The sequence below is a fragment of the Streptomyces griseorubiginosus genome, from assembly GCF_001514195.1.
Classification (GTDB): domain Bacteria; phylum Actinomycetota; class Actinomycetes; order Streptomycetales; family Streptomycetaceae; genus Streptomyces; species Streptomyces griseorubiginosus.
Genome location: NZ_KQ948734.1, coordinates 598,567 through 619,579 on the forward strand (window position 1 = coordinate 598,567; position 21,013 = coordinate 619,579).

Sequence of the window (21,013 nt, forward strand, 5' to 3'; positions counted from 1 at the left end):
GACTGGTGCACCGGAGTCGACGCGCAGGACTGACGCACCGGAGTCGACGCGCCGGACTGCCGGCCACCCTCCCGCCGCCGTACTCGCTGTACGGACGCGCGGGAGTGCAGGTGCGCCCTCCTACCGCCCTCGAACTCGTGCCTGCTGGAGGTTCGAGCGGTGGGGGGCGGCCAGCCATTCCGCGGCCGTCAGGCGTGCGTCGGCCGGTTCCTCTCCCCGTCGCAGGGCGGCGATGTAGGCGCGGTCGGCGGTGAGTCGGTCCGTCACCTCGCTGCCCGTGGCGAGGGCGCCGTGGCCGGGGATGACGACGTCGGCGTGGGCGGCGGCCTTCTCGAGGAGGTCGAGCGCCGTCTCGTAGGCACTGAGCTGATCGTCCTGACGGATGTCCAGGAGCGGGATCAGCACGTCGGAGAGCATGTCGCCGACGAGCAGGACGCCACGGTCCGCGAGGAGCAGCGCGGCGTGGCCGACGGCGTGCGCCCGATGCTCGACGACCTCGCCGGGCAGGGGACTGCCGTCCTCGGGCAGCGGGGTCACGAGCGCGACCAGGTCGAGAGGAACGCCGGACGCGCTCTCCGCCGCCATCGCCTGAGCCCGCTCCCTGGCCTGGCCGGCGAGGTGGGCGCAAGGGGCGGTGGCGTAGCGCGGGACGTCACCGAACCGGGGGTGCCAGAGCAGGTGGTCCCAGTGGGGATGGGTGGAGAACCCGGCGACCACCGGCACACCGAGCCCGTCCACGTCATCGGCGAGCCGGTCCAGCTCGGCGCCGTGGATGCCGGGATCGATCAGGACCAGCCCGTCGTCCCCGCGCACCACGACCGAGTTGGACCAGACCCACTCGCTCTGCCGCACCCAGACCCCGTCCGCGACCTGCGTCAGCTCGCCCATGTCCACTCCCTTTCGCTTTCGCTCGCTCACGGAGTGGGGACTGCGGGCGGCGACCGAACTCATCGTTGCGGTCGGGTTGGGTTTCCGCGGTCGCGGCCAGCCTGTGCTGCCGCGAGGCCGGCTGTCATCCGTACAGCTGGGCGACACCCCCGGGGCTGTGATCGACGTCGACGTCGGTGTCGCGCGTCCAGAGGGACAGATCGCTGCTCGTCGCTACGGCAAGGGTCTTCCCGGAGGGGGAGAATCCGGCGGTACGGAGTTCGGAGGAGCGGGAGTCGAAGATGTGCCACCAGTGCTCCCCGTGCGGACCGGAGTGCGGCAGACCGCCGTCGCGCGAGAGCAGGACCCGCTCGTTCGGCCAGGCAGGGGCGACGACCTCCAGCGTCCAACCGTCTCCGCTGCTGCTGTGCAGCTCTCCGCCGAAAAGCCCGGCGATGCGCACTCTGCTTCCGGCAAGCGGTCCCAGCCCGGAACACCACAGGGCGGGATCCGCGCCACGCGGGTCGTCCTCGTCGTCCGGGTCGCGATCCCGCGCGATCCTCTCCCCGGTGACGGTGTCGAAGAGCCCGTGACCGTCGTGCGAGACCACCATCACCAAGTCGTGGCCGGTGCCGGGGTGCGAGGCGAAGCCGATACCGAGAAGCCCACCGACAGGGGTGCAGGCGATGCGTCGCCAGGGCTCAGGGGCCGCGATCACGGGGGCGGCGAGAAGTCTCTGCCGGAGCGCGTGCTGATACGGGGAAAACGTCGGTTCTGGAACTGGCTGGTCGACCGGAGAACCGACCTTCGTCCACTTCGTCACGCATCCATGATCCGGCCTTCGGCGGACGCAACCAACTGCGTTGATGCGGAGCGAGCGGTGCCGTGATCAGGATGGTGTTCGCAGTGTTAGCAGCGTTAGTAGTGTTCGCCGGTGCCTCATGTCTTCCTCAGGAATTGCGAGGAAGCCGGGAGCCCGATTCCAGGACTGACATGATCGCAGGAGATGCTGGTACGTCTGGAAGGACCGAAATGCCGCGCTGGACCCGCGCAACAGGACTGAGCCTCCTGTGCGCTGCGACGGTCTTTCCCACCGCCGCGTGCACAACAGATCATCCGGACACCAGGCAGGCCGCTCAGCCTCGGCACTCCTCCTCGGCCCGTCCCGCGACGGCGACCTCCGCACCGAGCACCGCACAACCCTCCGTGCAGACCCCTCCGGAGCTGGACGTCAGCGAGAGTCTTGCCGCTCGCCAGGGGATGACCAGCGGGGGTGCCAGTGTCGCTTACAGCAAGGGCAGGAAGGGCCAGACCCTCATCATCGCGGTGCGCTGCCAGGGCGAAGGGAAGATCAAGGTCGCCGTACGGCCCCTCCAGGTGTCCTTCTCGCAGCCATGCGTCGCCGACGAGAGCAGCACCAATTACAACGAGGTGGACCTGACAGGGGCGGACCGCGGCGGCGTCGCCTCGGTCGAAGCACCCTCAGGCGTGCGCTGGTCCATGACCATCGGCCACGGCGCACCAATGCGGGCAGAGTCACCCGAGGGAGGCTGAGCCTCACAGGCCGGACGCGTCGCGTGGCTTGCGGTACGTGTCCGGGACCAGTTCGTCATCCGTGCAACGGGGCGAGGACCTCGTCCTCGACGGGATAGGGGCGCTCCTGGGGCAGCAGCCGGGCGGCGGAGTCCAGGTCACCGCTGCCGACCAGGGCGTGGATCTCGTGGGCGAGCGGGGTCACGTCGCGTATGGAGATCGTCCACTCGTCGGCGTAGCGCCGTGCGGCCTCACCTGAGAGGCCCAGTTGCAGGGACCGGTACGGCATGGGTTGCAGGCGCAGATCCCGCTCGGGATCCCACTGCACGCGCGCGGGAGCACGCTTCAACTGGCGTTGCCAGGTGGCCCGGTCGGGGTGCAGGCCATGGGCGTAGCTGGACAGACACGCGTTGCGCAGCGCCCAGTCGAAGCCCTCACGGCTGATCTCGACAGCGAGAACGGTCTCCTGCCCCTCCTTGGCACCCCAGCCGCACCGGTACATCATCCACAGGAACGACGGCTTGATCCACGTCATCCTGTCCCGCTTCCACGCGGCCGGGAAACGACCGTCGCGTGCGGCCGGCAGGCCGATTTCGCGGGAGTACGCCTGGTAGACGGTGATGGTGGAGTCCGAGTGGGCCGCACGGATCCTGCGTGTTGGTTCTTCCATGGCGTACAGCGTGAGGTGGGCCGGTGCGGGCAGCCACCGATTTTCGGCGAAGGTCTCCCGTTCGCAGTCCAACCCGCAGTACCCCGCCGGGTTCTTGCCGAAGTACTGCTGAATGCATGTGCCTAGTCGCTCATCGCTCGATGTGGCGGGGGTCCGGCCACGCTGAGACCGGCTCGTCGGCGACCGAGTAGATCTCCAGGAGCGACAGGTAACCGTCCTCGGTGCAGACCAAGACACCGGCCGAGTGCGGGCCGGCGTACCCCTCCTCCACGGCAGGGTTGTCGTGCGGCGGAGCGGGAGCCGCCGCCGTGCGGTCCACCTCCAGATCGACCGTCGCGCAACCGCAGCCACACCTGCCCACCACCCGCGCGTGGGGAACCTGGGCCAGGAGGGCGCCGCTGACCGGGTCTGAGCCGGACAGCAGTGCACGCAGCGTCGCTGCCACGTCCGGCGGCAGTGGCTCAACCATCCGTCATCGCCAGGCCGACCGGGCAGGAGACACCCGTCCCGTCCAACCCGCAGTAGCCCGCCGGGTTCTTGTCGAGGTACTGCTGGTGGTACCCCTCCGCCGGATAGAAGGTGCGGGTCTCGGCCGGGAGGATTTCCGTGGTGATGGTGCGGTGGCCCGAGTACGTGAGGACCTTCTGGTAGGCGGTTCGGGAGGACTCGGCCAGTGCTGCCTGTTCGGGGGTGTGGGTGTGGATCGCCGAGCGGTACTGGGTGCCCACGTCGTTGCCCTGGCGGAAGCCCTGCGTGGGGTTGTGGGACTCCCAGAAGGTCTTCAGGAGGCGTTCGTACGAGATCAGGGCGGGGTCGTACACCACCCGGACCACCTCGGCGTGGCCCGTGAGGCCCGAGCAGACCTCCTCGTAGGTGGGGTTCTCGGTGTGGCCGCCCTGGTAGCCGACCAGCGTCGTCCAGATGCCCACCGGGAGCTTCCAGAAGGTGCGTTCCGCGCCCCAGAAGCAGCCCATGCCGAAGTCGGCCGTCCCGTAGCCCTCGGGGTAGGGGCCCAGGAGCGGAGTGCCGAGGACCGTGTGCCGGTCCGGGACCCTGAACACCGGCTCCGGGCGGCCCTGCAACGCCTGCTCGGGCGTGGGCAGAACGGGCGTGCGGCCGAACAGCATGACGCGGGCTCCTTCGTGAGCGGCTGGGGAGGCGGACGTGAGGACACGCGGAGGGTTGGCGGTGAGCGGCTGCACCGTGCGCCGTGCAGTGGCCGAATGCGCGGCCGTGGACGCGTCAACGCTTGCGTCCCGACCCGCATTCCGACCCGCGTCCCGACCCGCGTCCCGACCCGTATTCCGACCCGCATTTTGACCGTCCGCCCAAGCCGCCGCCCTCCCCCGACCGGCTCTCTCAGCCAGAAGTCCCCTCGCCCCCACCCCCGTTCAGATTCCCCACGCTCAGATCCCGCATCCGGCAGAACGCCGCCGCCGGATCCGCCCGGTACCGCCACGGCAGCGCGTCCACATAGCCGTCGACCAGCCGGAACTGCTCCACCGCGGCCTCGTCCCGGTCCTGGAGGCTCAGGTAGTACGCCAGCATGTGTCGCGCCTCCGCCAGCCGCGGATGGGCCGGATCCGCCGCCGTCACGTCCGCGAGCAGCGCGTCGACCAGGGTCCGCATCTCCGGCGTACGGTCGGCGTCCGTCGTGTCCGACTCGTCGTGCTCGAAGTGCGCGATCAGCGGGAAGACCGTCATCAGGCTGCCCGGCGGGGCCTTCTCCGCGGCCTCGGCCGCGAACTCCCGGGCCAGCTTCTCCGAACCGCGCCACTTCGCGCACCAGTACTGGAGGGCCATGTAGTGCGCCTCGTAGTGGTGCGGGTCGCGTTCGGTGATCTCCTTCCAGATGCGTTCCATCTCGATGTGCGGGTCACCGAGTCCCAGCGCGGTCGAGATCCGTCCGATGTACGGCACCGGGTCGCCCTCGACCGCGAGTTCCGCCGCCCGCGCGTGGTGCTCGCGGGACTGCTCCATGACCCGGCGGAAACCGGCGAACTGCTCGGCGGTGGTGTACTTCGCCTGCTTCGCCCCACGGATCTTCCCCGCCAGCGCCACCGTGCTGCGCGCCCTCACCAGGGCGGCGCCCGGGTCGTCGGGGCGGACGCTCTCCCAGGCCAGCAGCCAGGTGTCGTCATCGGCGGCCATGTCCGCGAGCCACCAGCTGTGGAAGGACCGGTTCTCCCAGTCCCGCCCGGCGGCCGTCGCGTCCAGCAGATCCGCGGCCGGCTGCCAGTCGCCGCTCCTGGCGGCCGCGACGGCGGAAGCGAGCACCGCCGGGACCGGCGCCGCGGAGTCCCTGTTCTGCTCCTCGGGCGGCCGCATCCCCAGCGCGGCGGCCGCGGCCGGCAGCTCGTACGGCCGGTCGGCGTCCTGCTCGGAGCCGTTCTCCCCGGACCCGTCGTCCGCCCCGCGCCAGCCCTCCAACGCGCCCTGCACGATGGCCTTCAGGAAGTACAGGCCCAGGGCGAGCAACGGCAGCCCGATGACGCCCAGAACGATCCAGAGGATGATCACATCGCACCTCGCGGCGATCCCTGGGGCTCAGGCTCCCGTGCGAGCAGCGCCCGCAGTGCCGTCGTGTCCGGCGCGTCGGTGACGACCGGGGCGACCACCTCGTCGAGATCCGTCTCGTGCCCCTGCGCGTCCCGCGGCGGGCGCGGGATGGCGGACCGCTCCCAGGAGAACTCCCAGCGCAGCAGCCCACGCTCGTTCAGCTCGGCCAGCGCCATGCTCTTCAACGACCTGTGCAGGGTCGGCCGTACGAACTCACGGAACACCCGCCCCCGAGCCGCGGCCGCCTCCTCGGACAGCGGCAGCCGCTTCGCCAGCTCCCACAGCCTGCCGTCCTCGATCAGGTCGAGCAGCGCGGGCAGCGTCGGCTGCTCGCCGGCGTACTCGGCGTACGCCCGGTGCAGCGGCGTCGACCCGGCCCGGAACGACTTCGCCATCACCTCGTCGAGCAGCTCCTGCCAGTCGGCGCTACGGCGGAAGCCCCGCACCGCCTCCGTCAGCACCGCGTCCTCCAGCTCCGTCAGCGTCCGGTGCGGGTCGGTGAGGAGGTCGAGGGCGGCACCCCGGTCCTCGTCCGCGCGTCCGTCGTCGGGCAGTTCCTCGATCCGGCGCACCCGGTCGGCGATCGGCGGATGCGAGTCGTACGGCGAGGTCGGCCCCGTGGGCAGATCGCCGCGCATCTCGACCAGCTCCAGACGGCGGCCGTTCAGCATCCGGCCGAAGCCGCCGAACATCTCACCGCGCGGCGGCAGCAGCTCCTGGTCGGTGCCGAGGGTGGCGTAGCAGTTCATGTAGAAGTCGAACGAGCTGCTCAGCACCGGGATCTCGCGCAGTGCCGACGCGGTGGCGTCGCGTCCGGCGATGCGGGCGGCCGCGGTGTCGGCGGCGTACTCCTGGCGGCGGGAGACGGATTGCGTGGCGCGGAAGTACAGCTTGGCGTAGCCGATGTAGATCTTCGCCATGGCGCGGTAGGTGATGCCCGCGTGGCCGGTGTCGACCTCCTTGGCCTGCTTGCCCTTCGCCTCGGCCTTGGCGTTCTTCTTCTCCTGCCGGGCCTGCTCGCGCGCGGCCGTGTTGTCCGCGCGCTGCTCGAAGTGCCTGATGGTGCGCAGGACTTGGGCGCGGCCGCGCACGGTCATGGCGGCGAGCCGGGTGTCGGAGTTCGAGTAGTGGCCCAGCTCATGGGCGAGGACCGCGCGCAACTGCGCCTGCGACAGCCCTTGCAGCAGCGGCACGCCGAGGTAGAGGCGGCGCGGTCCCGCGCGCAGTCCCAGCAGCCGGGCGTCCTCGGAGACGGCGGCGTTGACGTCGGCGGTCAGGACGATCCGGGACGGGGCGGCGGTGCCGACCTCGTTGGCCAACTCCCTCACCGTCCGCCACAGTTCGGGCTCGTCGGACTCGGTGACGGGCAGGCCCGCCATTTCCTCCTCGCGCGGGGTGCGGAGCATGAACAGGCCCTGCACCAGCGGGATCGCCAGCAGCACGGAGACGATGATCAACTTGCCCGCGAGGCTGGTCGGGGCGTGCAGCAACAGCAGATAGTCGGCGCCGGCCAGTGCGGCCAGCAGCAGGACGCCGAGCAGATAGAAGCCGGCGAGCAGCAGAAGAGCGCGCAGCGCACGCAGAGTCGTGCCCATTGGGCAGAAGTCCCCCCACAGGACGGATCGGTCCCCCCACGGGACGGATCGAATGATCACTGACCACCTGCCGGTCAGCGGGCACATGCGGCGTGCTCATGACCAACAGAGTGTGAGCGCGGAGTATGGCCGACCGGCCCCCCATCAGGCAAGACACGCCCACGGCAGGGCGCGTGGCAGGCCCGGGAGGGCGCCTACGGCGGCACCGGGGAGGGCCGCTACGGCGTCACTCGGGAGGACCGCTACGGCGTCACTGCGCGAGCGTCGCCGGACTGCCGCCGTTCGCCTCGTACCCCGCCACCGCCAGGGCCCGGTATATCGCGAACTCGGCGGCCGGGTCCGCGGACAGGGTCCAGGGCAGGGCGCCGACATGGCCGTCGATGTGCACGAGCTGACTCATCGCCTCCGCCCAGCGCTCACCGCGCACCAGGAAGAACAGCAGCAGATGCCGCACATGAGCCAGCATCGGGTCGTCCGCGCGGGCCGAGTGCACCGCGTGCAGCGCGCCGTGGATGGCCTTGGTGACGACTTCGCTCTGGTAGAAGCCGCTGACCAGGTTCACCTCCGGCAGGTGCTCGAAGACCGCGAACAGCGGCATCGCGGCCAGCAGCGAGCCCCGTGGGGCACGGGCGGCCGCCGCCTCGGCGAATCCGTACGCCTGCTCCCGCGAGCCGTGCCACTTCTCGCACCAGTAGTGCAGCGCGGCCAGATGCGCTCCCATGTGGGTCGGCGCCCGGTCCAGGATCTTCAGCCACAGCTGCTCGAACTCCGCCTGGGAGTAGCCCAGTCCGCGTGCGACGGACAGCTCCACGATGTACGGCACCGGATCGCCGGGAGCCAGCAGCGCCGCCTCGCCGCAGGCCGCCTTCGCCTCCTCCATGATGATCCGGAAGTCGTCGGTGCCCGGCGTCGACGTGCGCCACGCCTGCTGCACCAGGAACTCCGCGTGCACGGCCGCGCCGCCCGCGTCCTTGGGCTGCTCGGCCCGCCACACCCGCAGCCACTGTCCGCCCGGCGCCTCGCTCACGCCGCCCGGCCGCTGCTGCAACTCCAGCGAGGCGGCACCGGCGAACGCCTGCACCCGCTGCCAGCGCAGCTCGCCCTCCCGCTCGGTGCCGGCCAGCAGCTGGGAGGCCGCCTTGTAGTCCTGGGTGCGCTGCACCAGGTCAAGGACGTCCAGCAGGTCCTGGTCGGGGCCGGGCATACGGACGTCCAGCTCCTCCTGCAGCACGAAGCCGTAGTTCGCTGGGTCCGCCGCGTCCGGGTGGCCCGCCGGGACCTGCTCGATCCCGCCTCGCCTGCGCCGCAGGAACGGGAGCAGCACGAAGCCCAGCAGGACCACCGCCATCAGGACCCAGAGAATCTCCATGCCTCAAGAGTTCCAGACGCCACCGACAATTGCCCAACCCGGTCGGCGGCCTGTGGAAAACTCCCCGCACCGACCCGCACCCACTGTGGAAAACCGCCCCGAGCAGCCCGAACGCCCCGCCGTGCAGCACCGGCCCGCGACCCGCAAGCCTCGCTGCGCAGCACGGGCCCGCGGCGGACAGGCCGCCCTGCAACACCGCACGCCCGCTCGGGAATCCCCCCGCCCCGACGCCGGGGGAAATCCCTGCCGTACGACCGCCCCGACCTCGGTGTCCGTCATCCGCCTCGCGAGCGGACTACCCTCGGGGCCCATGAGCGACACGCACATCAGTCAGCACTTCGAGACCCTCGCCATTCACGCGGGCAACACCGCGGACCCCCTCACCGGCGCGGTGGTCCCCCCGATCTACCAGGTCTCGACCTACAAGCAGGACGGCGTCGGCGGTCTGCGCGGCGGCTACGAGTACAGCCGTAGCGCCAACCCGACCCGCACCGCCCTGGAGGAGAACCTCGCCGCACTCGAGGGCGGCCGCCGGGGCCTCGCGTTCGCGTCCGGACTGGCTGCCGAGGACTGCCTGCTGCGTACGCTGCTCAGCCCCGGCGACCACGTGGTCATCCCCAACGACGCGTACGGCGGCACCTTCCGGCTGTTCGCCAAGGTCGTCGCCCGGTGGGGTGTCGAGTGGTCGGTCGCCGACACCAGCGACCCGGCCGCTGTACGGGCCGCGATCACCCCGAAGACCAAGGCCGTGTGGGTGGAGACCCCCTCCAACCCGCTGCTCGGCATCACCGACATCGCCGCCGTCGCCCAGGTCTCCCGGGACGCGGGCGCGAAGCTCGTCGTCGACAACACCTTCGCCACGCCCTACCTCCAGCAGCCGCTGTCGCTGGGCGCCGACGTCGTCGTGCACTCCCTGACCAAGTACATGGGCGGCCACTCCGACGTCGTCGGGGGCGCGCTGGTCACCGCCGACGAGACGCTCGGCGAGGAGCTGGCGTACCACCAGAACGCGATGGGCGCGGTCGCCGGGCCCTTCGACTCCTGGCTGGTGCTGCGCGGCGCCAAGACGCTGTCGGTGCGCATGGACCGGCACAGCGAGAACGCCACCAAGGTCGCCGACATGCTCACCCGGCACGCGCGCGTGACGCAGGTCCTCTACCCGGGCCTGGAGGACCACCCCGGCCACGAGGTCGCCGCGAAGCAGATGCGTTCCTTCGGCGGCATGGTGTCCTTCCGGGTGGAGGGCGGCGAGGAGGCGGCCGTCGAGGTCTGCAACCGCGCGAAGATCTTCACCCTGGGCGAGTCCCTGGGCGGCGTCGAGTCGCTGATCGAGCACCCGGGCCGGATGACGCACGCGTCCGTGGCGGGCTCTGCCCTCGAGGTGCCCGCCGACCTGGTGCGCCTGTCCGTGGGCATCGAGAACGTCGACGACCTGCTGGAGGATCTCCAGCAGGCGCTGACCAAGTAGTCCGGGCCGCGTAGTCCGGGGCCGCGTAGTCCGGGGCCGCACTCGCCGGCGGCCGGGCTCACGAGCGGCCCGGGCTCACCAGCCCGTCATCGGTGGAGTCGTCGTGGACGGCGGCTCCACCCACGGGCGCGCGGTCAGCGCCCACACCGTGAACGCCACACCCGCCGCGAACAGCGCCAGCCACATGAGCCGGCGCGCCACGACCCTGCGCCGCAGCATGCGCGTCCCACGCCGTACGGCGTCCCCGTAGAGGTCCGCCGGCACCTGCGGCGTCGCCCGCTCCATGAGCTGCCGCACGGCGGCCTCCCGCTGGTTACGGTTCACGCGCGCCTCCCGGGGCGTCCTGTACGTCTGAGAAGCGGGTGTCCCAGGAGCGCGTGTCTGGGGAGCGTGTGTCCGGGGAGCGTGTGTCTCGGGGGCGTGTCTCTCATGACGCCGCCACCTTCGCCTTCGCGCCCACCACCGTCGGTGCGGCCTCGCGCGGAGGATGCAGAAGGGTCGCCGTGGCCCGGTCGCAGATCGTGCCGACCCGCTCCGTGGGCAGACCCAGCAGCGCCGCCGCCTGCTCCTCGGCCACGCCCTCGTAGAGCCGCAGCACCACGATCAGACGCTCCTGGGGGGCCAGCCCGGCCAGCGGGCCGGCGGAGTGCGTACGGCCGCGCAGCAGCAGTCCGTGGCGGCGCCAGGTGCCGTGTGCGTAGCGCAGCGCGAGGTCCTGGCGGGTCCGGTCGTAGGGATCCTCGCCGCGCAGCCGGTCCCAGCACGCGTACGTGTGGGCGAGCGCCAGGGTCAGCAGCCGCCGCGCGCGCGGGTTGTCGTCCGGGGCCTCCGCCGTCAGGAGGGTGGCCGTGTGCAGCAGCCGCCCGGACGCGCCCGCGACGAACGCCTCGAACTCCCTGGTCCGACGCGTGCCCTGGACCACCTGCCGTTGCCGCACCGCACCTCCCGCCGCCGCGGACGGTCGTACGACGGCTTCGCACGACCACGAGAACCCGGTCTCGAAGGCCCCCCGGTCTCATATGAGGCCCGGTACGGCCGTCCGGTCAAGAGGTGGGGCCGCACACGCGTGTGCCGGGGGCTAGGACGACTGGGCCTCCGGTGCCGGGACGTCCTGGGCGGCCATTCGCGAGGAGAGAGCCGTGTTGAAGCGCGTGAGGAGCGTGCAGAACGCCTCGCGCTCCTCCGGCGCCCAGTCGTGTGTCAGCTCGGCCATCAACTGACGCCGGGAGGAGCGCACTTCCTCCAGCCGGGACTGCCCGCGCGGGGACAGCTGGAGCACCACCGCGCGCCCGTCCTCGGGGTGCGAGGTGCGCTTGACCAGCCCGGTGTCGACGAGCGGTGCCACCTGCCGGGTGACGGTCGACGAGTCGATGCCCATGCTCGCCGCGAGGGCCTTGACGCCCATCGGGCCTTCCTTGTCGAGCCGGTTGAGCAGCAGGTACGCGGCCCGGTCCATGGAGTTGCGCACCTGCCCCACCCCGCCGAGCCGGGTCTGTTCGGCACGACGGGCGAAGAGCGCCACCTCGTGCTGGAGGGTGTCGAGGAGACCGGTGTCACCGACGGTCGTCATGTCCATCGACATTTCAGGTGTTGTGGGCATGGCCGGAGGCTCACTTCATGAAAGGGGGAGCTGAATTGGGGGACAGAGTACGCGGCTTGGAGGCAAGCCGTACCAGCGCTGCGCAAACCCGTCTCGGACGTTGGTCACAGCGCGAGTCCGCACGTGTGAACTGCGAGACTTGAGTCATGAACTACCGCAAGGCCCCCTCCGTGCCGCCGGTGACACTCGACGATGTGCGGGGCGCGCAGAAGATGCTGTCGGGCGTGGCGCGGACGACCGCCATGGAGGGCAGCCGCCATCTGAGTCAGCTGGTGGGCGCGCCGGTGCACTTCAAGTGCGAGAACCTCCAGCGCACGGGATCCTTCAAGCTCCGCGGCGCCTACGTGCGGATCGCCGGGCTGCTGCCCGAGGAGCGGGCCGCGGGTGTCGTGGCCGCGAGCGCCGGGAACCACGCGCAGGGCGTCGCGCTGGCCTCCACGCTGCTCGGCGTGCGCTCCACGGTGTTCATGCCGAAGGGCGCCCCGCTGCCGAAGGTCAGCGCGACCAGGGACTACGGCGCCGAGGTGCGGCTGCACGGCCAGGTGGTCGACGAGACGCTGACCGCCGCCCAGGAGTACGCGGCCGAGACGGGCGCGGTGTTCATCCACCCCTTCGACCACCCCGACGTCATCGCGGGCCAGGGCACGGTCGGCCTGGAGATCCTGGAGCAGTGCCCCGAGGTGCGCACGATCGTCCTCGGCATCGGCGGCGGCGGACTCGCGGCCGGTGTGGCGATCGCCGTGAAGGCCCTGAGGCCCGACGTGCGGATCGTGGGCGTGCAGGCGGCGGGCGCGGCCGCGTATCCGCCCTCGCTGGCGGCCGGGCGCCCGGTGGCGATCGAGAACCCGGCGACGATGGCGGACGGCATGAAGGTCGGACGGCCCGGCGACGTGCCGTTCGGGATCGTGGACGCACTGGTGGACGAGGTCCGCACGGTGTCGGAGGACGAGCTGTCCGCCGCCCTGCTGCTGTGCCTGGAGCGGGCCAAGCTGGTCGTCGAGCCGGCCGGGGCGAGCCCGGTCGCGGCCCTGCTGAGCGACCCCGGTGCCTTCGAGGGGCCGGTCGTCGCGCTGCTGTCCGGCGGCAACGTCGACCCCGTCCTGCTCCAGCGCGTCCTGCGCCACGGCATGGCCGCGCAGGGCCGCTACCTGGCCGTACGGCTCCGCCTCACCGACCGGCCGGGTGCCCTCGCGACGCTGCTCGGGGTGCTGTCGGCGGTGGACGCCAACGTCCTCGACGTGAGCCACGTCCGGACCGATCCGCGGCTCGGGCTCGCGGAGGCGGAGGTCGAGCTGCACCTGGAGACCAAGGGACCGGAGCACTGCGTCGAGGTCGGCCGCGCCCTGCGGGAGGCGGGCTACCTCGTCATCGACTGAGGTCACCGGTCAGGTCACCGGTCAGGGTCCGCGGCCAGGTCCGCGGGCGGGGGTTCACTCGTTCGGGAAAGTCCGTTGAGAGACGCGATACATCGCGTTATGGTGTGTGCGAAAAGGGAAGGCGGACGCAGTCGCGCCTCCCTAGGCTTTCCCCAAATTCCCGACGACGTGGAGACTCATATGCCTGGCGCCATCTACGCCGAAGGCCTGGTCAAGACCTTCGGTGACGTAAAGGCTCTGGACGGCGTCGACCTCGATGTCCCGGAGGGCACCGTCCTGGGCCTCCTCGGACCGAACGGCGCCGGCAAGACGACGACCGTCCGCTGTCTGACCACCCTGCTCAAACCCGACAGCGGCCGCGCGGTCGTCGCGGGCCTCGACGTGCAGCAGCAGCCCGACGCCGTCCGCCGCTCCATCGGCCTCTCCGGCCAGTTCGCGGCGGTCGACGAATACCTGACCGGCCGCGAGAACCTCCAGATGGTCGGCCAGCTCTACCAGATGAAGGGCAAGGCGGCGAAGGCCCGCGCGACCGAGCTGCTGGAGCAGTTCGACCTCGCAGACGCTGCCGACCGCCCCACCAAGACCTACTCCGGCGGCATGCGCCGCCGTCTCGACCTGGCCGCCGCCCTGGTCGTCTCACCACCCGTGATGTTCATGGACGAGCCCACAACCGGCCTCGACCCGCGCAACCGCCAAATGCTGTGGGAGGTCATCAAGCAGCTGGTCTCCGGCGGTACGACCCTCCTGCTGACGACCCAGTACCTGGAAGAGGCAGACCACCTCGCCCACGATGTCGCGGTCGTGGACCACGGCCGGGTCATCGCCCAGGGCACCTCCGACGAGCTCAAGGCCCGCACCGGCGGAGAACGCGTCGAGGTCGTCGTGCACGAACGCGAGCACATCCAGTCCGCCGCGGAGGTCCTGCGCGGCTTCGGCAAGGGGGAGACCACCGTCGAGGACCACATGCGCAAGCTCACCGTCCCGGTGACCGGCGGCGCCAAACTGCTCGCCGAGGTCATCCGTGAGCTCGACACCCGCGGCATCGAGATCGACGACATCGGACTGCGCCGGCCCACCCTCGACGACGTCTTCCTGTCCCTGACGGGACACGTGGCCGAGGCCAAGGGCGAGGAGAGCGACAAGAAGGAGAGCGCCAAGTGAGCGCCGTGAGCGATTCCCTGGTGATCACCCGCAGAAATCTGATCCGCATGAGCCGGATCCCCGAGATGATCATCTTCGGCCTGATCCAGCCGATCATGTTCGTGGTGCTGTTCACCTACGTCTTCGGCGGCTCGATCCAGGTCGGCTCGTCCACCTCCACCCAGGCCTACCGCGAGTTCCTGATGGCCGGCATCTTCGCCCAGACCGTCACCTTCGCCACGGCGGGCGCCGGTGCGGGCATCGCCGACGACATGCACAAGGGCCTCATCGACCGGTTCCGCTCCCTGCCCATGACCCGGGGCGCGGTACTCACCGGCCGGACCATCGCCGACCTCGCCCAGACGGCGCTCACCCTCGTCGTGCTCGCGCTCGTCGCCCTGATCGTCGGCTGGCGCACCCACGAGAACTTCGGCAAGGTCCTCGCCGGATTCGGTCTGCTCCTGCTGCTCGGATACGCCTTCTCCTGGATCGGCGCGCTCATCGGCCTGTCCGTGCGCACCCCCGAGGCCGCGACCTCAGGCGGTCTGATCTGGCTGTTCCCCCTGACGTTCATCTCGAACGCCTTCGTGGACGCCAACCAGATGCCGACCTTCCTGAGACACATCGCGGAATGGAACCCGTTCAGCGCCACCGTGCAGGCCTGCCGCGAGCTGTTCGGCAACCTCCCGCCGGGCTTCCAGGCCTCCGACGCCTGGCCCATGCAGCACCCCGTGTGGGCCTCGCTGATCTGGTCGGTCGTGATCATCCTGGTCTTCCGCACGCTGGCGGTCCGCAAGTACCGCCGGGCGCACGGCTGAGCCCATGACACGGCCCCCGGCGCCACAAGGGCGCCGGGGGCCGGTCGAGGGCGGTGGGGCGGCCGGGTCAGCCGCTGTAGGGCTCGGCCTTCAGGATCGTGACGGAGGCCTTCTTGCCGTTCGGCAGCTCGTACTCCGCGTCCTCACCGACCCGGTGGCCGATCACACCGGAGCCGAGCGGGGACTGCGGCGAGTAGGTCTCGACGTCCGCACTCGCGTACTCGCGGGAGGCGAGCAGGAAGGTCATGGTGTCGTCCTCGTCGCCGTCGAAGGCGATGGTCACGACCATGCCGGGAGCCACGGTGCCGTCCGCGGACGCCGGAGCCTCGCCGACCTTGGCCTTCTCCAGGAGCTGGGTCAGCTGGCGGATGCGGAGCTCCTGCTTGCCCTGCTCTTCCTTGGCCGCGTGGTACCCGCCGTTCTCGCGCAGGTCGCCCTCCTCGCGCGCGGCCGCGATCTTCGCGGTCACTTCCTCGCGCGCGGGACCAGACAGGTACGCCAGCTCTTCCTTGAGCTTGGTGTACGCCTCCTGCGTAAGCCAGGTGACGTCTTCGCTGGTCTGGGTCACAGGTGCTCCTCGTAGGTACTGGGAATACAAAGCATCGCCCTACCCAGAAGAATGTTCCTTCACGGATGGGCGAAACCACGAGCCTAACAATTCAGGGGCCGAAGGGGGAGGACATAAGCCCACAGAAATACGTCGACGCAGCTCAGAGGCGAGTATCGGGGGTGACGTCAGTCGGCGTGACAGCCCAGCAGCTCGGCCGTGGTGCCCGGGGCCGTCGTACGGAGTGTGACGAGCCGGTCGATGCGGGTGGCGTCACCGCTGAAGCGGAAGTCGGCCCGGCCCACCTCGGAGCCGTCGGCCGCCTGGGAGCGGACCGTGCAGTACCCGGAGGCGCCGGAGTCCTTGCGGACCTCCAGATGCACCTCGACCGCGGTCTTCTTCGCGTCGAAGGCGATCACCTCGCCGCTGATCTTGTTCTGGCCCACGTAGTGGTACGCGAAGTAACCGATCAGCACGAGAACGAGGGTGCCGAGCACGGCGCCGACGATCTTGAGCTTGTGGTCGGCGCGCTCGTCCGAGGAACGGCCGTAGCGGCCCTCGGGCAGCTGAGTGCTCGCCGTGCTCATGATCGTCTCCTGGTAAACCGAGACCGTGGAATGAAACGCCCCCCGATTCGGTCACTATAGAAGCCGCCGTTCGCACCCGAAGACACCGGGGGCGCCGACCTACGAGGATTGAGTCTTGACTGACCAGCTGCGACTGATGGCCGTGCACGCCCACCCCGACGACGAGTCGAGCAAGGGCGCGGCCACCATGGCGAAGTACGTGTCCGAGGGGGTGGACGTGCTGGTCGTGACCTGCACGGGCGGGGAGCGCGGCTCCATCCTCAACCCGAAGCTCCAGGGCGACAAGTACATCGAGGAGCACATCCACGAGGTACGCAAGAAGGAGATGGACGAGGCCCGCGAGATCCTCGGCGTCCAGCAGGAGTGGCTCGGCTTCGTCGACTCCGGACTGCCCGAGGGCGACCCGCTGCCGCCGCTGCCCGAGGGCTGCTTCGCCCTGGAGGACGTCGACCGGGCGGCCGGCGAGCTGGTGAAGCAGATCCGCACCTTCCGTCCCCAGGTGATCACCACCTACGACGAGAACGGCGGCTACCCGCACCCCGACCACATCATGACCCACAAGATCTCGATGGTGGCGTTCGAGGGTGCGGCGGACACCGAGAAGTACCCGGAGGCCGAGTTCGGCCCGGCGTACCAGCCGCAGAAGCTGTACTACAACCAGGGCTTCAACCGCCCCCGCACCGAGGCCCTGCACAACGCCCTGCTGGAGCGCGGGCTGGATTCGCCCTACGGCGACTGGCTCAAGCGCTGGGAGGACTCGCCGATGCGGGACCGGACGCTGACCACGCACATCCCGTGCGCGGAGTTCTTCGAGATCCGCGACAAGGCGTTGATCGCGCACGCCACCCAGATCGACCCCGACGGCGGCTGGTTCAAGGTGCCGCTGGAGATCCAGAAGGAGGTCTGGCCGACGGAGGAGTACGAGCTGGCGAAGTCCCTCGTCGATACCTCCCTCCCCGAGGACGACCTCTTTGCGGGCATCCGCGACAATGCCTGACATGAGCGCAAGCGCAAGCCTGGCAATGACGCACGTCGTGACCTTCGCCAAGGAGGTCGACGAGGACAAGGTCACCCCCGGCGTCCTCGGCTTCATCGTCTTCGCGGCGATGGCCCTGGCGGTGTGGGCCCTGATGAAGTCCATGAGCAAGCACATGAACAAGGTCGACTTCAAGGAGACCCCGGAGGACGGGGCCTCCGGCGATGGCACCGCCGGCAAGGAGACCGCAGCGCAGGGCTCCGCCGCCCGAGGCGCCACGGAAGGCCCGTCCGGGAAGGCCTCGCCGAGCAAGGGCTGATTTCTGCGCGGCAGCAGGCGGGAGGAAGCGGGAGGGGCCGCACGACACCCCTCCCGCAGGTAGCCGAGCGCGGCCGATGACCACAGCGGAGACCGCCCCGCGGCGAGGCCGGGGGCGGCTCACCCCACCCCATCTGACGCCCCCCACCTGACGCCCGCCCCCGCCCCTTCGCGGAGCTGCCCTCACTGCGGTGCAGGTGTCGTCTCCACTCCCATCACCTCTCGGGCGTGGCGGTTCGGGACCATTCCCAGGCGCCAGGCCTGCCAGCCTGCCTCCAGGTTCACGCCCCGCTCTAGCAGCAGCGCGTACGCCTCGACGTACTCGTCCAGCTTGCCGTCGCGGGTGGGGTGGCTGTGGCGGGCGAGGGTCGCGAGTTCCTCCGCCGCCACCGCCGAGCCCACCTCCACGCCGCCCGGCGCCGCATAGGGCAGCAGCGTGCAGCGCAGGAAGCGGGCCCAGTCCTCGCCGCGCCGGTCGCCGTAGGAGGTGAAGAGGGCCGTCGCCTCTTCGCAGAGCGACAGGGCCTGGGGCGTGCGGCCGTTGCCCGCGTCGACCACCGCGAGTTCCAGGCAGGTCCACGCCTCGCCGTGGGCGACACCGATGCGCTGGAAGTCGGCGCGGGCGTCGACCAGGAGCTGACGGGCGAAGCCCGAGTTGCGCAGCGAGCCGGTCTGGGCGGCGCGCTGGTCGCGGGTGGCGCGGGCCGAGTGGTGCCGGGCGCAGGCCAGGCCGTAGACGTCCCGCATGCGCGAGAACATCGTGCGGGAACGCTCCAGTTCCCGGACCGCGAGATCCAGGTTGCCCGTCTCCTCCAGCGCCTGCCCCAGGTAGTACACCGTCCACGCCTCGCCCCGCGCGTCCTCGTTGTCGCGGTGCCGGGAGGCCGCCTGACGCAGACCGTCCACCGCCGCCGAGGGGTCACCGGCCACCAGCCGGGCCCGGGCCAGCTGGGTCAGCGCCCACGCCTCGCCACGGCCGTCGCGGGTACGGCCGTACAGGTCGAGGGCGGTCCGCAGTTCCGACTCCGCGCGCGGAACGTCGCCCATCCGAAGGCTCAGCTGGCCGAGCTGGAAGTGCGCCCACGCCTCGCCGTGCACGGACTCGCCGGCGCGGTGCAGGACCAGGGAACGGGTGAGCAGGTCCAGGGACTCGGCGACCCGGCCGCGATCCCGTTCCACCGCCGCCAGGGCGTGCATCGTCCAGGCCCGGTCCGTGGCCAGCTCCGGGACGGACTGGAGCCGCAGGGCCTCCTCCAGCTTCGCCGCCGCCTCCGTCAACTGGCCCTGGTGATGGAGCGTGATGCCCAGCGAGCACAGGGCCCGCGCGGCCCCCGCGTCGTGATGCGCCTCCATGTACAGATCGACCACCGAGGTCAACGTGGTGCGCGCTTTGTCCAGCTCGCCCAGCTGACGGGCGGCGATACCGGTGCGCCACTGCACCGAGCGGACCAGCAGCCCCTGGTCCACCGCCTGCGCCAACTCGCTGATCTCACCCAGCCGGTAGAGGTCGCCGCGCAGCAGGCAGTAGTCGCACAGCGCGCCCAGGAGGTTCAGGACCGCACCCTGGTTCACGCCCTCCGCGTGCCGCAGCGCCGCCGTGATGAAGCTCGACTCGTCGTCCAGCCAGCGCAGCGCCTCGTCGAGGGAGGTGAAGCCGTGCGGGCTGAAACGGTCCGAGCGGGTCGACATGTTGCCGTCCACCAGGCGCAGCACGGAGTCGGCGAGATCGGCGTAGTTCACGATGAGGCGTTCCTGTGCGGCCGTGCGCTCGGCCGCCTCCTCCTCGTCCAGGAGCCTGGCCTGGGCGAACGCGCGCACCACGTCGTGGACGCGGTACCTGCTGCCGCGCACGTTGTCGATCAGGCCCGCGCGGGCCAGCGCGACCAGATGCCGGGTCGCCTCCGTCTCGTCGGTGGCCAGCAGCGCGGCGGCCGCGGCGGCGCCGAGCGAGGCCCGTCCGGCGAGCGCGAGCCGGCGCAGCAGCCGGCGGGCCGGCTCCGACTGGTCGGTGTACCGCAGCCACAGGACCCGCTCGATCGGTTCGACCGGGCCGTACGCACCGAGATCCGTGGCCAGTTGACGGGGCGAGCGCGGACCGAGGGACGAACCCGCGATGCGCAGCGCCAACGGCAGGCCGCCGCACAACTCCCTTATCAGCTCCGCCGACTGGGCGTCGTACGGGCCGGTCGCGGACTGTGCCGCCGCGTCCAGGAGCTCCTCGGCACCCGCCGCGTCCAGGGCGGTCACCGGCAGCTGGTGCACCTGCGCGGCGAGGGACTCCGGCAGGTCGAGCGGCCCGCGCGCGGTGACCAGGACCAGGCTGTCGGAACGCTCCGGGACCAGGACACGGACCTGCTCGGGGTCCGAGGCGTCGTCCAGCACGATCGTCACCGCCACCCCGGTCAGATGCTGCTGGTACAGCTCGCTCAACCGCTTGACCTGCTGGTCCGGCGAGGAACGCTCACGGAACAGCAGCTGCTCGCGCGGCGCGCCGAGCCGGTTCAGCAGGTGCAGCAGCGCGTCCCGGGTCGACAGCGGGGACTCCTCGGAGCTGTCGCCGCGCAGGTCCACGACACACGCGCCACGGAAGTAGTCCTTCAGGTCGTGCGCCGCGCGGACCGCGAGTGCGGTACGGCCGCTGCCGGGCGGCCCGTGCAGCACGACCACCGTCGGCCGGGTCTCGGTGGCCGCACGCGAGGCCTGCACCCACTGCCGGATCCGCCCCATCTCGGTACGACGGCCCGCGAACCCGGCCATCAGCTCCGGGAGTTGCCCGAACGACTGCTCCAGCACACTCCGGCCACGGGCCGCCGCGCTCTTGTCCGCACCGCGCAGTCGCGGACCGCCCGCCTTCTTCGGGCCGGTGGACGCGCTCAGCACCCGCTGCTGGTCGAGGAAGGGCCGGATGCCCCGCACCTCCAGGGCGGTCAGCCACTGGAGCCGCAACTGCTCGGGGCCGCCGGGCTGGCCGAACGCACCCGCCCGGTGGTGCGCGGCCGGCAGATGCGAGCCCGCCACCTTCACCACGGTCGCCGCCGCGCCCACGACCCCCACGACGACGCCCGCGCTCAGCGCGGTGCCCGCGCCGGTGCCGAGCGCGAGGTCGGCGACGGCCGCCGCGACCGCGGCAACCACCGCCACCAGCAAGGGAGTTCCGGACGCCTCCTTCGCGTACCGCTGCCCGAAGGTGAGCTGCCCCGCCTGCGCCTCGTCCAGCGCCCGGGTGTACGCCTCGTACTCCTCAGCGGCCGACTGCGCCATCGCGTCCAGCGATCCGCGGGCCCGCGACAGCAGGACGACCCCGTCGACCCGGCCGCCCGAACGCCGCACCTCCTCCTCGACGGCCCGCACCAACAGCCGTTCGGCTTCCGCCCGATGGGCGTCCCGCATGTCACTTCCCCCTCCGGCGGCAACGGCTTTCTTGGTCAAGTGTGCTGCGGACGGCGCATCGGGGCGAGAGGGCGGGGGTGCCGGGTCACGGTGAGCGGGTCGGGGAAGCCGCTGCGCGGGCTAGCGTGCCGGGCGGTTCCGTCGGCAGGTGAAGGCCCGACGTCACCCTCCGGGGCCTGCCTGACGGCACACCGCCGGGG

21 protein-coding genes are annotated in these 21,013 nt (G+C 71.1%); 7 read left to right on the forward strand and 14 right to left on the reverse strand.

Translation table 11 applies throughout. From position 1 onward, the window contains the following. Positions 1–120: 120 nt before the first annotated feature. Positions 121–888: an MBL fold metallo-hydrolase gene (locus AQJ54_RS02715; RefSeq protein WP_062233486.1), complete on the reverse strand. Its 768-nt coding sequence runs from the start codon at positions 886–888 to the stop codon at positions 121–123. 124 nt (positions 889–1,012) lie between these two features. Further along, a complete protein-coding gene (locus AQJ54_RS02720; RefSeq protein WP_062233490.1) occupies positions 1,013–1,690 on the reverse strand; it encodes a hypothetical protein in 678 nt (225 codons plus the stop codon). 383 nt (positions 1,691–2,073) lie between these two features. Here AQJ54_RS02720 and AQJ54_RS02725 point away from each other — a divergent pair, with 383 nt between their 5' ends. Continuing rightward, on the forward strand, positions 2,074–2,421 hold the full coding sequence (locus AQJ54_RS02725; protein ID WP_062233494.1) for a hypothetical protein: 348 nt from the start codon (positions 2,074–2,076) through the stop codon (positions 2,419–2,421). Between the two features lie 55 nt (positions 2,422–2,476). On the opposite strand, the gene AQJ54_RS02730 is transcribed toward AQJ54_RS02725, so the two are convergent. The 6 genes from AQJ54_RS02730 to AQJ54_RS02755 form a co-directional block, all read right to left on the reverse strand. Beyond that, entirely contained in the window at positions 2,477–3,070 is a 594-nt protein-coding gene (locus AQJ54_RS02730) for a DUF4291 domain-containing protein (RefSeq protein ID WP_062234861.1), read from the reverse strand. A gap of 130 nt (positions 3,071–3,200) precedes the next feature. Then, complete coding sequence (locus tag AQJ54_RS02735; RefSeq protein ID WP_063806393.1) at positions 3,201–3,539, reverse strand: hypothetical protein; 339 nt, start codon at positions 3,537–3,539, stop codon at positions 3,201–3,203. Then, on the reverse strand, positions 3,532–4,197 hold the full coding sequence (msrA, locus tag AQJ54_RS02740; RefSeq protein WP_062233499.1) for a peptide-methionine (S)-S-oxide reductase MsrA: 666 nt from the start codon (positions 4,195–4,197) through the stop codon (positions 3,532–3,534). The genes AQJ54_RS02735 and msrA overlap by 8 nt, the downstream gene beginning before the upstream one ends. A gap of 232 nt (positions 4,198–4,429) precedes the next feature. After that, positions 4,430–5,590: a hypothetical protein gene (locus AQJ54_RS02745; protein ID WP_062233501.1), complete on the reverse strand. Its 1,161-nt coding sequence runs from the start codon at positions 5,588–5,590 to the stop codon at positions 4,430–4,432. Then, positions 5,587–7,224: a M48 family metalloprotease gene (locus tag AQJ54_RS02750; RefSeq protein ID WP_062233504.1), complete on the reverse strand. Its 1,638-nt coding sequence runs from the start codon at positions 7,222–7,224 to the stop codon at positions 5,587–5,589. The genes AQJ54_RS02745 and AQJ54_RS02750 overlap by 4 nt, the downstream gene beginning before the upstream one ends. A 250-nt stretch (positions 7,225–7,474) precedes the next feature. Beyond that, positions 7,475–8,593, reverse strand: coding sequence for a hypothetical protein (locus tag AQJ54_RS02755; protein WP_062233508.1), 1,119 nt, complete (start codon positions 8,591–8,593; stop codon positions 7,475–7,477). Between the two features lie 310 nt (positions 8,594–8,903). On the opposite strand from AQJ54_RS02755, the gene AQJ54_RS02760 reads away from it, so the two are divergent. Beyond that, positions 8,904–10,061 carry a cystathionine gamma-synthase gene (locus AQJ54_RS02760; protein ID WP_020136907.1) on the forward strand — a complete coding sequence of 386 codons (1,158 nt, stop codon included), beginning with the start codon at positions 8,904–8,906 and terminating at the stop codon, positions 10,059–10,061. A 75-nt stretch (positions 10,062–10,136) separates the two neighbouring features. Here the strand turns inward: AQJ54_RS02760 and AQJ54_RS02765 are convergent, their stop codons facing one another. The 3 genes from AQJ54_RS02765 to AQJ54_RS02775 form a co-directional block, all read right to left on the reverse strand. Next, positions 10,137–10,385 carry a hypothetical protein gene (locus tag AQJ54_RS02765; protein WP_062023821.1) on the reverse strand — a complete coding sequence of 83 codons (249 nt, stop codon included), beginning with the start codon at positions 10,383–10,385 and terminating at the stop codon, positions 10,137–10,139. Between the two features lie 103 nt (positions 10,386–10,488). Continuing rightward, entirely contained in the window at positions 10,489–10,998 is a 510-nt protein-coding gene (locus AQJ54_RS02770) for a sigma factor-like helix-turn-helix DNA-binding protein (protein ID WP_062023823.1), read from the reverse strand. Positions 10,999–11,139: 141 nt separating this feature from the next. Then, the gene (locus tag AQJ54_RS02775; RefSeq protein ID WP_020136904.1) at positions 11,140–11,643 is read right to left on the reverse strand and encodes a MarR family winged helix-turn-helix transcriptional regulator; all 504 of its coding nucleotides are present in this window, start codon (positions 11,641–11,643) and stop codon (positions 11,140–11,142) included. A 164-nt stretch (positions 11,644–11,807) separates the two neighbouring features. Here AQJ54_RS02775 and ilvA point away from each other — a divergent pair, with 164 nt between their 5' ends. The 3 genes from ilvA to AQJ54_RS02790 all read left to right on the forward strand — a co-directional run bounded on the left by ilvA (position 11,808) and on the right by AQJ54_RS02790 (position 14,995). Then, positions 11,808–13,037 carry a threonine ammonia-lyase gene (gene ilvA, locus AQJ54_RS02780; protein ID WP_062023825.1) on the forward strand — a complete coding sequence of 410 codons (1,230 nt, stop codon included), beginning with the start codon at positions 11,808–11,810 and terminating at the stop codon, positions 13,035–13,037. Positions 13,038–13,217: 180 nt separating this feature from the next. Then, positions 13,218–14,198: an ATP-binding cassette domain-containing protein gene (locus AQJ54_RS02785; protein ID WP_062233511.1), complete on the forward strand. Its 981-nt coding sequence runs from the start codon at positions 13,218–13,220 to the stop codon at positions 14,196–14,198. After that, positions 14,195–14,995 (forward strand): ABC transporter permease, encoded by an 801-nt coding sequence (locus tag AQJ54_RS02790; protein WP_062023829.1) that lies wholly within the window; start codon positions 14,195–14,197, stop codon positions 14,993–14,995. Before AQJ54_RS02785 ends, AQJ54_RS02790 begins: the two co-directional genes overlap by 4 nt. A 67-nt stretch (positions 14,996–15,062) precedes the next feature. Here AQJ54_RS02790 and greA read toward each other — a convergent pair whose 3' ends face one another. Further along, positions 15,063–15,563 (reverse strand): transcription elongation factor GreA, encoded by a 501-nt coding sequence (greA, locus tag AQJ54_RS02795; protein WP_020136900.1) that lies wholly within the window; start codon positions 15,561–15,563, stop codon positions 15,063–15,065. Positions 15,564–15,730: 167 nt separating this feature from the next. Beyond that, a complete protein-coding gene (locus AQJ54_RS02800) occupies positions 15,731–16,129 on the reverse strand; it encodes a DUF4307 domain-containing protein (protein WP_030326672.1) in 399 nt (132 codons plus the stop codon). Between the two features lie 136 nt (positions 16,130–16,265). On the opposite strand from AQJ54_RS02800, the gene mca reads away from it, so the two are divergent. Next, positions 16,266–17,126, forward strand: coding sequence for a mycothiol conjugate amidase Mca (gene mca / locus AQJ54_RS02805; protein WP_062023831.1), 861 nt, complete (start codon positions 16,266–16,268; stop codon positions 17,124–17,126). Next, entirely contained in the window at positions 17,119–17,424 is a 306-nt protein-coding gene (locus AQJ54_RS02810) for a hypothetical protein (RefSeq protein ID WP_062233514.1), read from the forward strand. The genes mca and AQJ54_RS02810 overlap by 8 nt, the downstream gene beginning before the upstream one ends. A 182-nt stretch (positions 17,425–17,606) precedes the next feature. Here the strand turns inward: AQJ54_RS02810 and AQJ54_RS02815 are convergent, their stop codons facing one another. Next, positions 17,607–20,813 (reverse strand): tetratricopeptide repeat protein, encoded by a 3,207-nt coding sequence (locus AQJ54_RS02815; RefSeq protein WP_062233517.1) that lies wholly within the window; start codon positions 20,811–20,813, stop codon positions 17,607–17,609. Between the last annotated feature and the right edge of the window lie 200 nt (positions 20,814–21,013).